At 40.5% G+C, this 11,372-nt stretch carries 16 protein-coding genes, 1 tRNA gene and 3 pseudogenes; 12 read left to right on the forward strand and 8 right to left on the reverse strand.

All coding sequences use genetic code 11. The annotated features are described in order from the left end of the window. Together LW728_RS21665 and LW728_RS21670 are read left to right on the forward strand one after the other, a co-directional pair. Nucleotides 1–270, forward strand: a pseudogene (locus LW728_RS21665) (RNA-guided endonuclease TnpB family protein); the annotation flags it as partial. 20 nt (nt 271–290) lie between these two features. Then, nucleotides 291–521 carry a hypothetical protein gene (locus tag LW728_RS21670; protein WP_287670298.1) on the forward strand — a complete coding sequence of 77 codons (231 nt, stop codon included), beginning with the start codon at nt 291–293 and terminating at the stop codon, nt 519–521. Here LW728_RS21670 and LW728_RS21675 read toward each other — a convergent pair. Together LW728_RS21675 and LW728_RS21680 are read right to left on the reverse strand one after the other, a co-directional pair. Beyond that, nucleotides 493–657, reverse strand: a complete 165-nt coding sequence (locus tag LW728_RS21675; protein ID WP_002803423.1) for an orange carotenoid protein N-terminal domain-containing protein — start codon at nt 655–657, stop codon at nt 493–495. The genes LW728_RS21670 and LW728_RS21675 overlap by 29 nt on opposite strands. Nucleotides 658–794: 137 nt before the next feature. Beyond that, a complete protein-coding gene (locus tag LW728_RS21680; protein WP_152607016.1) occupies nt 795–893 on the reverse strand; it encodes a hypothetical protein in 99 nt (32 codons plus the stop codon). A 152-nt stretch (nt 894–1,045) separates the two neighbouring features. Here LW728_RS21680 and queG point away from each other — a divergent pair, with 152 nt between their 5' ends. Both queG and LW728_RS21690 read left to right on the forward strand, forming a co-directional pair. After that, a complete protein-coding gene (gene queG / locus LW728_RS21685) occupies nt 1,046–1,993 on the forward strand; it encodes a tRNA epoxyqueuosine(34) reductase QueG (protein ID WP_287768196.1) in 948 nt (315 codons plus the stop codon). Beyond that, nucleotides 1,983–2,621 (forward strand): HAD-IA family hydrolase, encoded by a 639-nt coding sequence (locus tag LW728_RS21690; RefSeq protein ID WP_002803420.1) that lies wholly within the window; start codon nt 1,983–1,985, stop codon nt 2,619–2,621. Before queG ends, LW728_RS21690 begins: the two co-directional genes overlap by 11 nt. 74 nt (nt 2,622–2,695) lie before the next feature. On the opposite strand, the gene LW728_RS21695 is transcribed toward LW728_RS21690, so the two are convergent. Then, nucleotides 2,696–2,781, reverse strand: a tRNA-Leu gene (locus LW728_RS21695). A gap of 172 nt (nt 2,782–2,953) precedes the next feature. Here LW728_RS21695 and ndhL point away from each other — a divergent pair. From ndhL to LW728_RS21725, 6 genes are all read left to right on the forward strand, one after another. Then, a complete protein-coding gene (gene ndhL / locus LW728_RS21700) occupies nt 2,954–3,193 on the forward strand; it encodes an NAD(P)H-quinone oxidoreductase subunit L (RefSeq protein WP_002732218.1) in 240 nt (79 codons plus the stop codon). Nucleotides 3,194–3,214: 21 nt separating this feature from the next. After that, nucleotides 3,215–3,520, forward strand: a complete 306-nt coding sequence (locus LW728_RS21705; RefSeq protein ID WP_002744428.1) for a DUF3007 family protein — start codon at nt 3,215–3,217, stop codon at nt 3,518–3,520. Nucleotides 3,521–3,524: 4 nt separating this feature from the next. Further along, the gene (locus LW728_RS21710) at nt 3,525–3,953 is read left to right on the forward strand and encodes an ATP-dependent zinc protease family protein (RefSeq protein WP_002751980.1); all 429 of its coding nucleotides are present in this window, start codon (nt 3,525–3,527) and stop codon (nt 3,951–3,953) included. Nucleotides 3,954–4,389: 436 nt separating this feature from the next. Beyond that, the gene (locus LW728_RS21715) at nt 4,390–5,313 is read left to right on the forward strand and encodes a restriction endonuclease (RefSeq protein ID WP_002803417.1); all 924 of its coding nucleotides are present in this window, start codon (nt 4,390–4,392) and stop codon (nt 5,311–5,313) included. A 75-nt stretch (nt 5,314–5,388) separates the two neighbouring features. Next, entirely contained in the window at nt 5,389–5,970 is a 582-nt protein-coding gene (locus LW728_RS21720) for a phycobiliprotein lyase (RefSeq protein WP_002781010.1), read from the forward strand. Nucleotides 5,971–6,171: 201 nt separating this feature from the next. Then, complete coding sequence (locus LW728_RS21725) at nt 6,172–6,924, forward strand: phycobilisome rod-core linker polypeptide (protein WP_045359953.1); 753 nt, start codon at nt 6,172–6,174, stop codon at nt 6,922–6,924. Between the two features lie 59 nt (nt 6,925–6,983). Here the strand turns inward: LW728_RS21725 and LW728_RS21730 are convergent. Continuing rightward, nucleotides 6,984–7,245, reverse strand: a pseudogene (locus LW728_RS21730) (aminomethyltransferase beta-barrel domain-containing protein); the annotation flags it as partial. A gap of 221 nt (nt 7,246–7,466) precedes the next feature. Beyond that, nucleotides 7,467–8,876 carry a tetratricopeptide repeat protein gene (locus tag LW728_RS21735; RefSeq protein WP_287768198.1) on the reverse strand — a complete coding sequence of 470 codons (1,410 nt, stop codon included), beginning with the start codon at nt 8,874–8,876 and terminating at the stop codon, nt 7,467–7,469. Nucleotides 8,877–9,022: 146 nt separating this feature from the next. Between LW728_RS21735 and LW728_RS21740 the strand changes: the two genes are divergently transcribed. Further along, entirely contained in the window at nt 9,023–9,172 is a 150-nt protein-coding gene (locus LW728_RS21740) for a hypothetical protein (protein WP_155726598.1), read from the forward strand. 2 nt (nt 9,173–9,174) lie between these two features. Next, a complete protein-coding gene (locus LW728_RS21745; RefSeq protein ID WP_287732933.1) occupies nt 9,175–9,342 on the forward strand; it encodes a hypothetical protein in 168 nt (55 codons plus the stop codon). A gap of 2 nt (nt 9,343–9,344) precedes the next feature. Here LW728_RS21745 and LW728_RS21750 read toward each other — a convergent pair whose 3' ends face one another. The 3 genes and pseudogenes from LW728_RS21750 to LW728_RS21760 form a co-directional block, all read right to left on the reverse strand. Beyond that, entirely contained in the window at nt 9,345–9,962 is a 618-nt protein-coding gene (locus LW728_RS21750) for a COP23 domain-containing protein (protein ID WP_287768201.1), read from the reverse strand. Nucleotides 9,963–10,008: 46 nt separating this feature from the next. Continuing rightward, a complete protein-coding gene (locus tag LW728_RS21755; RefSeq protein WP_147071738.1) occupies nt 10,009–10,998 on the reverse strand; it encodes a serine/threonine-protein kinase in 990 nt (329 codons plus the stop codon). Between the two features lie 129 nt (nt 10,999–11,127). Further along, nucleotides 11,128–11,262 (reverse strand): annotated as a pseudogene (locus LW728_RS21760) (IS630 family transposase); the annotation flags it as partial. Nucleotides 11,263–11,372: the final 110 nt, after the last annotated feature.

Below are 11,372 nucleotides of genomic sequence, written 5' to 3' on the forward strand. Positions count from 1 at the left end.
TCTGTGATTCTTCAAGAAGAATCCTATACCTCAGCTTCTAATTTTTTGAATGACGATCCTCTCCCCGTTTATGGACAGATAACTGAAAAGCCAGTGTTTTCAGGAAAAAGAATTTCGCGATGGTTATATTGTACAGATAAGGGGATTCTGGTTCAATCTGATGTCATGGGTTCCTACAATATTTTACGAAAAGCATTCCCAAATGTGTTTAACCGCTATGGGATAGAGAGGTGCATAGTTCACCCAAGAAGAATCAATCTCTCGAAGTAAAAGTGAAGGGAATTTCTGAAATGGAATTCAGTCTGTCTATATTTGACTATACTTTTACTAACTATGACGAGACTGGATATCTACCGGCTACTGTTCCGCAGTTCCGACGTTCCCTAAAATCAGAGACTTCCTACCTCACCATGAAGATAACTGCTCTCGATCAAAAACAACCCCTAACCGAGAGGTTAGGAGTTATGGATCAAGGTAGTTGTTTGGTCAAAATTAAAGATAGAGATGAGTTGAAAAACTAGGCAAGAGGATCACACCCATGTCCACTACAGCATTACCTAAAACGGTGATTTGTTGGCTAAAGTCCAGTCTTTGCAGAGCGGTGAGGACGAGATTCGCCTCGCGAGTCATTTTGTAGTTAGCGGGGACGGGAACCACAGTTCCTTCCTTGATCGGCTCTCTTATTCTTTGTGTGATAAGTTTAACTTAGATAGGAGAGATCAATCTTTGTGTCCTTTGTGTCTTTGTGGTTCGTTCCACGCGCTTGCCAGCAGGACTGTATCTTAGAATACATTTTACCCAGCAAACCCAAGAGAACCTTTGATCATTTCCGCTAATTGATGCCAGAAACCTAGTTTGGTGTTAAGACTGAGAATACCGTAGGATCCAGTAATCGGATTGCTGACTTTTTATAATAAGCCTCACAGGTGATTGTTCATTTGATTTAGAGACTTGCTTACTGCCTTATCTCTTTACCCGCGCATCATGTAACAAAAAATTTAGAATTGCAAATAATTATTACAAATACTTGACTTAAGATATTTCTATGGTGACAGAAACACAAATCAAAGAAAAAGCGCTAGAGTTGGGCTTCCATAAAGTCGGTATTGCCTCTGTGGACAGCCAAGACTCGGCGGTATCCCATCTAAAAAGCTGGTTAGAGCGGGGTTATCACGCTGATATGGATTGGATGACTAACCCGAAACGACAGGATATCAAAACTCTTTGGCCGGAAGTGCGATCGCTAATTGGTCTCGCCCTTAACTACTACACTCCCCAACAACACAGTCAAGAGCAAAACCATGGCAAAATTTCCCGTTATGCTTGGGGACGGGATTATCACAAAGTATTAAGTAAAAAATTAAAAGCCCTCAGTCAATGGTTAGAAAGTCAGGGAGAGCAAATTCAAACCCGTTACTATGTGGATACTGGACCAGTACAGGATAAAGTTTGGGCGCAAAGAGCAGGGATCGGCTGGATTGCCAAGAACGGTAACTTAATTACCCGCAATTACGGCAGTTGGGTCTTTTTAGGGGAAATATTAACTAATTTACCTTTAGAACCCGATCGACCCCATAGCTCCCATTGTGGCACCTGTAGCCGTTGTTTAAGCGCTTGTCCGACCCAAGCAATAGTTAGTCCCTATGTGGTGGATGCTAATCGCTGTATTGCCTACCATACTATCGAAAATCGTGCTGTAACTTTGCCTACAGAAATTGCCAAGAATTTACAAGGTTGGGTAGCCGGCTGCGATATCTGTCAAGATGTCTGTCCTTGGAATCAACGTTTTGCCCAAGTTACCGACGTGGAGGATTTTCAACCTCGTCCCGAAAACCTCTCGCCAAGGTTGGATGAATTAGCTAATCTAACTATAGAGGAGTGGGATCGTCGTTTTATCTCGTCAGCCCTGCGTCGAATCAAACCCCAGCAGTGGCGACGTAATGCCCAAGCTAATTTAGCTCATTCCCCTCACCCCGCACAAGATGACAATTAAAGTGGTCGTGTTCGATTTTGATGGTACTATCGCCGATACCCACGATACTTTCGTGGAGATTGTCAATCGTTTGGCTAAAAATTTTGGTTATCAACCCGTCAACGAGGAAGATTTGGCCAGACTAAAAAACCTTAGTTCCCAAGAAATTATTAAACAATCCCAAGTTTCCCCCGTTAAAATCCCTTTTTTACTCTATCGAGTTAAACGGGAATTAAATAAACAAATTGAATGTCTGAAACCCTTCCATGGCTGGCATCAATGCCTCGCCACTCTTAAAGAAAGAGGCTATAGATTAGGAATAATAACTTCTAATACCAAAGAAAATGTCACCATATTTTTAGATAATAATCAACTCTTAAATTTATTTGATTTTATCTGTTCGGGAACGCCTTTATTCAGCAAACACAAAATTATTGATCGCCTGATCCGACAAAATAAATTCTGTCCCGATGAAATGATTTATGTCGGCGATGAAACCAGAGATATTACTGCCGCCCAAAAAAGTCAAGTGCAAGTGGTGGCCGTCGCTTGGGGCTTTAATTCCCCTCAAATTCTCACTCAATTTAACCCCGATCATCTCATTCATCATCCCCTAGAATTATTGGATATTTTAGATAGGGCTGGCTGAAAAAGTTTTTACTAAGGGCATGGACATTTGTACTAGAATATCCAACACTCAGTTTAAATATAGACTTCGATTGATGGGGGCAGAGAGACTCGAACTCTCACGAGCTTATAAGGCTCAACGGATTTTAAGTCCGTAGCGTCTACCATTCCGCCACGCCCCCGTTATTTGACCGACAATTTTTTATCATATCATAAATAATTTAATTGGCAAGAGTATTTTCAGTAAATTATTTTAGCCCGCCAATTCGATCGCCACAAAGGGGGAAAGAGGGGGTAAAATAATCAGCAGGTGAATTGCCGTTCACCGACAGCTATTGAGAAAAATATATCCTTATGCAATCAATTCTGACGCAAGAAACCATTATCATCGCCCTGATCTACCTATCTCTCAGTGTCTTGTATTTGCTCGTCATTCCCGCCGTTATCTACTACTACCTCAATACACGCTGGTATGTGGCTTCTTCTTGGGAAAGAGGGTTTATGTACTTTCTGATGAGCTTTTTCTTCCCCGGGATGCTGTTGTTGAGTCCTTTCCTTAACTTCCGTCCCCAACGTCGTACCCTAAAAGCTTAAGTTATCAACCAAAAAAAACCCATGAGACGCATTGATGTCATCGGGATTGGTATAGGGATGTTTGCTATGGGCGGCATCCTCTACATTGTCCTACAAAAAACCGGTTTAGATAGTGCTTCGGCGGGAATTTGGAGTCAAGCGGTGTTGGTAGGTGGTGTCATCGGTTGGATTTTTACCTATCTGTTTCGAGTCGCCACCGATAATATGACCTACGGCCAACAGCGCAAGGATTACGAAGATGCCGTCTTTAAAAAACGTCTGGAAGCGATGACTCCCGAAGAAATCGCCCAAATGCAGCGGGAGATTGAAGAAGAAAAAACTAAATAGACCGATGAAACCCGATAAAATCATCATCGGTTGGCGAGAATGGCTGGATTTACCTGATTTAGGCATTACCAAAATAAAGGCCAAGATTGATACAGGCGCTCGCTCCTCGGCCCTACACGCTTTTGATCTGCATCCTTTTCGAGATGGCGATCGCAATTGGCTGCGCTTTCAAGTTCATCCCTACCAAAAAGATAGTCGCCACACTGTCACCACTACCGCAGAAATCCTCGAATGGCGACGGGTAAAAAATTCCGGGGGTCAAAGTCAACTACGTCCCGTTATCAGAACAAGTGTATCACTTGGCGGTCGTCAATGGCCGATCGAATTAACCTTGACTAATCGCGATGTCATGGGTTTTCGGATGTTGTTAGGACGAGAAGCACTGAAAAAAGGCTTTCTTGTCCATCCGAATAGGTCTTTTTTACTGAGTTAAGTTATATTTAAAGCCGTGGCTCTCCCAGGTTTGGTGGGTAAAATGTATTCTAAGATACATTACTCCTAGCGAGGGAGTGGAGCGAACCACAAAGACACAAAGGACACAAAGATCGATCCTATGTAAGTTAAACTTATCACACAGAACCTAGAAGAGCCAAGCCGTCAGTTTTGCATCAGTTATCAGTTATCAGTTATCAGATGTGAGTTTTTAGTTCACTGTTTACTGTTTACTAAAAAGGCTCCACTACTTCCCGATCTCCTATACCTTTTAAACAAGATTTAGTATTAGATTCCCATAATATTGATTCTCTCTCAGATTCTTGAGGAATGCCTCTCGACATTCTTAATAATTTCAGGTGTATTATTATCTATCTAAATTCTTGGAGATTGTTGCTGTATAATTGTGATGACTGCCCCCGCTTTTCAGCCGAACTATGCCCATTCCCGATTTTCAATCGATTATGTTGCCCCTATTAAAAATACTTGCAGATGGCAAAGTTTATAAATATCGAGAAATTATTGAAGCCTTGGTCAGAGAGTTTCAAGTCACGGAAGCGGAAAGAAAAGAAATGCTTCCCAGTGGACAACAAGAAATTTTTGCTAATCGAGTCGGTTGGGCAAAAACCTATTTAAAGAAAGCGGGATTAATTGACTCACCCCAAAGAGCAACTTTTGTAATTTCTGAGAAAGGAAAAGAAATCTTATCTCAAAATCCTACTCGAATTGATACCAAATTTCTCAGGCAATTTCCTGAGTTTCAAGAATTTACTAGAGTCAATAAGCAAAATGAAACTATTACTCTTGAAAGCAATTTATCAACTTCTGATCAAGAACAAAATCCCGAGGAATTACTAGAAAACTCCTATCAAGAAATTCGTCAAGCATTAGCGACAGACTTACTTTTTATTCTGCGAAAATTATCCCCAGATGCTTTTGAAAAATTAGTAGTAGAATTACTGGTAAAAATGGGTTATGGTGGCTCGATTAGAGATGCTGGTAAAGCGGTAGGTAAGAGCGGGGATCAAGGGATTGATGGGATAATAAAAGAAGATAGACTCGGTTTAGATATAATCTATATTCAAGCCAAAAGATGGGCTGATAATAATGCCGTTGGTCGTCCAGAAATCCAGAAATTTGTCGGAGCATTAGCGGGACAAGGAGCCAAAAAAGGTATTTTTATCACTACTTCCTATTTTACCCAAGAAGCTTTAGAATATGCCCCCAGAAATGAGATAAAAATAGTGCTGATTGATGGGGAAGAATTAAGTCAATTGATGATTGATTATAACTTAGGTGTATCGACCCAAAAAATCTATGAAATCAAGAGAATTGATCATGATTATTTTGGGGATGAATGAGAGAGAGAGGAGGACAAGGGTTACAGAAAACGGCCATGGCGTTAAAATAGATGGAAAAAATAGAGGATAAAAACTATGGACGGGATGACCTTTTTTCAGAAAAGTGCGGGACAGTGGAAATCTCAGCGCACCACCCATCATTTACCCTTTCGACGCTCAGAAACCGGCGATTCCGAGATTTATGTGGAAGCTTTAAGCGCCGATAACCCGAAAATTATCGCTATCTGTGAAATGCACGAAGTCGATCCCGCTAAGACTGTGGGGGGTGCCTTTGTCAGTTGGGATGGTTCGATGCAGTGGGACAAAGAAAACGAAAATCATCAAGGAACCACCGTTTTTGCGCTAATTCCCGACGAAGATAATCCCCAAGCGGGTGTTCTCCTGCGGGAGCGAGGTTATGCGGAAATCATTCCCGTGGCGGGCCGTTATCACATTGATGAACAGGAAGGTTTAGTCTTAATTACAGAATACGAAACTATGACCTCGATCGAGCGTTTTTGGTTTGCCGATGCCGATTTACGTCTCCGCACTAGCACAGTTCAACGTTTTGGCGGTTTTAATACGGCCACTTTTTGTGCTGAATCCCGCAATCAGTCATCGGAGTCAGTCTCTAGTGATTCCCCCGAACCATCATCCTATTCGATTAGTGGCTGGTAAATTCAGTTATCAGTTATCAGTTATCAGTCATCAGCTTTTTTCTCCCCTCTCCCTGCTCCGGCGCTCCCCACTCCCCGGATGGTAAGCAAGTTTTCTTAACAATTGTAAGAATTTTTAATATTTCTTTTCTAGTTGGCACCTACTCCCTTATCATTAGGAGGAAAGTTTTTTAAGCATTTCTAAGGATACGGAGGTTTACCCTTGGCCATTCCTCTTTTAAATTACGCCCCCAAGTCCCAAAACGTGCGGGTAGCTGGTTATGATGTCGGTGGAGACGAAAAACCGAGAGTTTACACGACGGAAAATGTCCTCTCCCCTAGCGACCTGGACGATTTAATCGAAGCCGCTTACCGTCAGATTTTCTTCCATGCCTTCAAATGGGATCGGGAACCCTTCCTCGAATCCCAATTACGCAATGGACAATTATCGGTGCGGGATTTCATTCGTGGTTTACTGTTATCGAAAACCTTCTATAACAGCTTCTACGAGAAAAACAGCAACTATCGCTTTGTCGAACAGGTAGTACAAAGAGTTCTCGGTCGCGATGTCTATAGCGAAAGAGAAAAAATTGCTTGGTCGATTGTCGTTGCCACCAAAGGTATTCAAGGTTTTGTCGATCAACTTCTCAACAGTGACGAGTATCTGCAAAGCTTTGGTTATGATACCGTTCCCTACCAACGTCGTCGCACCCTAGCCAGCCGCGAAATCGGTGAACGTCCATTCAACATCACCTCGCCTCGCTACGATGGCTACTATCGTGGTATTTTGGGCTTCCCCCAAATCGTTTGGCAGAATGCTGTCCGTCGCTATGTTCCCCAAGAGCAAAAACCCAAAGCTGGCGATCCTTCCAGCTTCTTGGCCATGGCCCGGGGTCTCGGTAGCGCCAAAGGCAATCCTGTACCAAGAGTCTCCGCTATGAATATTAACATCGAGGCTTCTGTACCCCGTCGTTAATTTTTAGCTAAACCTGCCGGGGAGAGTCCCTAATTGGCAGAATGACCCCCGAACCATAATCAGGTTATTTTGTGAATTGGTGGCTCTCCATTAGGGGTTACTCCTGAGATAATCCCCCCACCGAGAACGATTTCCCCTTCATAAATCACGGCTGCCTGGCCCGGGGTGATACTAAATTGTGGTTCATCAAAAACCAGTTTCACTTGATTATTTTCTAGGGGAATAACATTGACGGGAACGGCCGGAGACGGGATCAAGTTTTACCACATAGAGAGGTTCGGCGGCGGCGATGCCGATGCCTTTGCGTTGTCCCATTAAGTGAAAGATAGGAAAAGGTAGTGTTGCGTTTCGTTGCCTCAACCCAACCGACAAGATCGGTGTACTGCTACGCAGTGCCTTCGGCATCGCACTATACAATTTGTGTTAATCTTCTTTTTGTACCAGATCTAAAACATTGCGTTTGGAGAAACCCCAGACAAAAATAAGAGCGATCGCACTAATCATATCATATTCCAAGGCTCTGTCTTGGAACAAGGATATGGTTATTGATTTCTTTTTGCTTCCTCCGCTAACTTTTTGTTATTAGAAGCATAAGGATTTTGAGGATTAATTTCAATGAGTTTATTAAAATCTTTAATAGCTTTATCATATTCTTTTAAATTATAGTAAACATACCCTCGACCATTGTAAGCATCATCATATTGAGGATTAATTTCAATGGCTTTATTATAATCTTTAATGGCTTTATCATAGTCTTTTAAAATACGGTAAACAACTCCTCGATTATTGTAAGCTGGAAATAATTGAGGATTAATTTCAATGGCTTTATTATAATCTTTAATGGCTTTATCATAGTCTTTTAAAATACGGTAAACAACTCCTCGATTATTGTAAGCTTCGGCATATTGAGGATTAATTTCAATGGCTTTATTGTTATCTGCCATTGCTTTATCATAGTCTTTTAAATCAGAGTAAACAATCCCTCGATTCTTGTAAGCTTCGGCATATTGAGGATTAATTTCAATGGCCTTAGTATATGCCGCAATCGCTTTATCATATTGATTATTATTACGGTAGTCTTCCCCTTGCTTAAAATAGGTTTCAGCAGTGGTAGAATTAGGTTGAGATGATTGCGCTACCGTAACAGGATTAAAAGAAAAATCCCCCACCAAAGAGGAAGACTCCCAAGGAACTTGCTTATTTTGAGTAGCTTGTACAACATCCTCCCGTACCCGTTTAAACATCAACTCCACATCTAAATTCGGTGTTTTCAGATGCTTTAATAAAAAAGAAGTATATAACCCATTTTCTCCCTCTCCATCAGCAGCAACCCCTCCTGGTTCCGTCGCAAAAGCAATCAAGGCACCCCTAGCTGATTGTATCGGAGCCAAACCCCGTTGACTAGAGCGCCATTTTCGAGCAAAGGGATTATTGCGACAAGCATCAAGAATGACAATATTCATCTGATTTGCCGCATCTTCCATCCTAGCTAAGACTTTTCCTACCGGAATCGCCTCATAGCGCACATCTTCTGCCACATCCAGCTTCGCATTTACCGGAATAAGATAATTTTCGCCATCCACTTGTGTACCATGTCCCGCATAATAAAATAATCCCACTCCTCCTGCCTTAAGTTGGTGGTGAAATGTGTCAATAGCATTTTCAATCTGCTTTAAATCAGCATTTTCCAGCAAAATTACGTCAAAACCAACATCTTTAAGCGCATTCGCCATCGCTTCTGCATCATTAATCGAGTTTTTGAGAGGATTATCCTGATAACTCGCATTTCCAATGACTAAGGCTGTGCGTCGTTGTTTTTGTTGACTTTGTGACTGATTTGTGGTAATAGTAATTCCACGATCTTGAGTTTGCTGGTTTTGACAGGATACGAGGGAGAAAATTAGGGGAAATAGGGATAAAATTAGGCAAAGTTTCAATAATTGCGGTTTCATGGCAATTCAGATAAGCATTGGAGGATAATAATGGGATTGAACTGATTAGGGAAAGGATGAAATTCTTTCCCGACAATATCATATCTATTCAAATATTTGCTATACTTAACAATTATTTATTATTTGCTGACAACACTAGACGGCGGATGCAAGCAACTGTCCAGTATATTACTATGGAGGATGAGTTATCTTATGAAGATATTCAAGAAGCAGGGGAGGATTTCTCAGAGCAGTTAGGTCGAGTTTTAGAAGCTAAAATAGTAGTCAATGGAATTAGAATCCGATTGGAGAATTAACGATGACTTCAAAACCGTTTACTGAACAGGAATTAGCAGAAATCTTAAAAATCGCTCAGCAAGGAGAAAATAAACTCAGAGAAATGAGCGATTATGCCACAATTATAGCAGAAAAATGGAGAAGCAAAACCCAAAACACTCCTAATCCCGTAAACAAAGGTATATTTTGAGTCTAAAACGCTGCACCATTGTTTGGATTAGATTGCTGTGTTGGGGATTTTTCTACTTTCAAAACCTCAGATAAATCATAAAAAACTTGCTGCTTTTTACTTAAATTTTTAGAACCATTTACTCCTCTAGTTAAGGGTGTATTGTTATCAGGTTCTTGACGAATTTCCATAAGATCATCTAATACTGCATAAGGCTCATCCTTAGTTTCCAAAGTAAAGAGTAAATCATCTTGATCACAAGTAGCACTTTTGGATTTTACTCCACAAACAACGGGAACTTCTCGATCATTAATCCAACTTGCTACCGTAGCTGTGACATACTGTAGTCCATCCCGATCATAAATATCTTGGAATCGTCTAGAAACTTGATCACATCGTTTTCGAGGATTCCATTGATTACCAAAATAATAATTATCTGGTTTCCAAATAATTATAGTAAAATCTCTGTCTGAATTTGGATTATGGACAATAGTAGCTGGCACATTTTTACCTAAATATTGAGCATTTCCACAAAAAAACTTAGATTTTGTTGCAGCATTAGAATTTCCTTGACATCCTGATGTCAGCATTAGCAAACCAAATAAAAGTGAGACTGCTATTCCCGAAGTCTGACGCTTCATAAATCTTACTTACTCCTGTTAAACTTGTTCCTATTACCTTTATAGCTTAAAAAGCAGGTTGATGTTGTGTCTCATTGTTTTGTTGTCTCTCAGATAAATTGATCACCCCAATACCAATTACTCCTCCTAAAAGTAACATTAAAATTAGGGGAATAACGGCAATTTTACCCCCTTTATTTTGTATAGATGAAGAATGAGACATAGAAACTGTTGGCGCAATGGTAGGGGAGACTCCCTGTAAACCTTGAATTGCTTGCAAAGCTTCTGTAGCTGAGGGATAGCGTTGTTGAAAATCTGGATGACTCATTTTAACTAAAATATCAGTAAATTTAGGTGTTGTTTTGACTTTATTTTGCCAATGTATTTCTCCTGTTTGACTATCAACTAATTGGGTAGGATAATATCCCGTTAACATCTGAATAGCAATCATTCCCACAGAATAAATATCACTGCTAAAGGTAGGTTTTCCTAGATTTTGTTCATTTGACATATATCCTGGTGTTCCTATTCCAATTGTCTTAGGTTGGTTTTGAGGATTACTTAAATTAATAATCTGTTTTACCGCACCAAAATCAATTAAAATAATTTTATTATCTCGTTTGCGTCTAATTAAGTTATCAGGTTTAATATCCCGATGAATAACGTTATGCTGATGTACAAAAGCTAAAGTTGATAATACATCTTCTAAAAATTCAATTACTGCTATTTCTTCCCATTGTTTCCCTAGTATAGTTTCCTCACCTAAAGGATGTCCCTCAATATATTCTTGAACGAGATAAAATTGATTATTTTCAGAAAAATGGGCAAATAATTGGGGGATTTGAGCGTGTTTTCCCAATTGATAAAGACTTCTTGCTTCTGTATCAAATAAACGCATTGCTATTTGCCAAGATTGGGGATCAGATTGGGGTTTAAGTTGCTTGACAACACACCAAGGATGATCTGGTAATTGGGTATCTTTAGCTAGAAAAGTTTCACCAAATGCACCAGAAGCAAGCGATCGCACAATTTGATAACGATGGACTAATAAATTCACCCTTATCTTACCTGCTGATAAATAGTGGTTATTATAGCATTGATTGATCCCCCCTAGTCCCCCTTAAAAAGGGGGGAACCGGATTCAAAGTCCCCCTTTTTAAGGGCGATCGCAGATATTGTATATACTTTAGACGTTCATAATCTGAGATTTATTAAACTTCTGAAATCGTAGAGTGAGCAACGAATCCAGTTCTTTTTTATGTTTCAGATGGACATCATTCAGACATTCATAAATAGCTGAAGAAAAGTCAGAAAAGTTTTCATCGGAAATTTTGGGTCTGAAACCCCGCCGTTCTAGGTTGGCTTTACGTTAGAATTAAAAGGCCAGTCTCGAAAACCAAGTGGACGGCGCAGCACCTTGAAAACTCGGCT

It is taken from the genome of Microcystis sp. 49638_E5 (assembly GCF_021300285.1).
In the GTDB taxonomy this organism is placed as follows: domain Bacteria; phylum Cyanobacteriota; class Cyanobacteriia; order Cyanobacteriales; family Microcystaceae; genus Microcystis; species Microcystis aeruginosa_C.

Bases quoted from the DNA above. Each gene is read 5' to 3' on its own strand.
- LW728_RS21710 (WP_002751980.1), top strand. From the start codon at position 3,525: ATGAAACCCGATAAAATCATCATCGGTTGGCGAGAATGGCTGGATTTA.
- LW728_RS21745 (WP_287732933.1), top strand. From the start codon at position 9,175: ATGACTTCAAAACCGTTTACTGAACAGGAATTAGCAGAAATCTTAAAA.
- LW728_RS21705 (WP_002744428.1), top strand. From the start codon at position 3,215: ATGAGACGCATTGATGTCATCGGGATTGGTATAGGGATGTTTGCTATG.
- LW728_RS21690 (WP_002803420.1), top strand. From the start codon at position 1,983: ATGACAATTAAAGTGGTCGTGTTCGATTTTGATGGTACTATCGCCGAT.
- LW728_RS21740 (WP_155726598.1), top strand. From the start codon at position 9,023: ATGCAAGCAACTGTCCAGTATATTACTATGGAGGATGAGTTATCTTAT.
- ndhL (WP_002732218.1), top strand. From the start codon at position 2,954: ATGCAATCAATTCTGACGCAAGAAACCATTATCATCGCCCTGATCTAC.
- LW728_RS21670 (WP_287670298.1), top strand. From the start codon at position 291: ATGGAATTCAGTCTGTCTATATTTGACTATACTTTTACTAACTATGAC.
- LW728_RS21715 (WP_002803417.1), top strand. From the start codon at position 4,390: ATGCCCATTCCCGATTTTCAATCGATTATGTTGCCCCTATTAAAAATA.
- queG (WP_287768196.1), top strand. From the start codon at position 1,046: ATGGTGACAGAAACACAAATCAAAGAAAAAGCGCTAGAGTTGGGCTTC.
- LW728_RS21720 (WP_002781010.1), top strand. From the start codon at position 5,389: ATGGACGGGATGACCTTTTTTCAGAAAAGTGCGGGACAGTGGAAATCT.
- LW728_RS21750 (WP_287768201.1), bottom strand. From the start codon at position 9,962: ATGAAGCGTCAGACTTCGGGAATAGCAGTCTCACTTTTATTTGGTTTG.
- LW728_RS21735 (WP_287768198.1), bottom strand. From the start codon at position 8,876: ATGAAACCGCAATTATTGAAACTTTGCCTAATTTTATCCCTATTTCCC.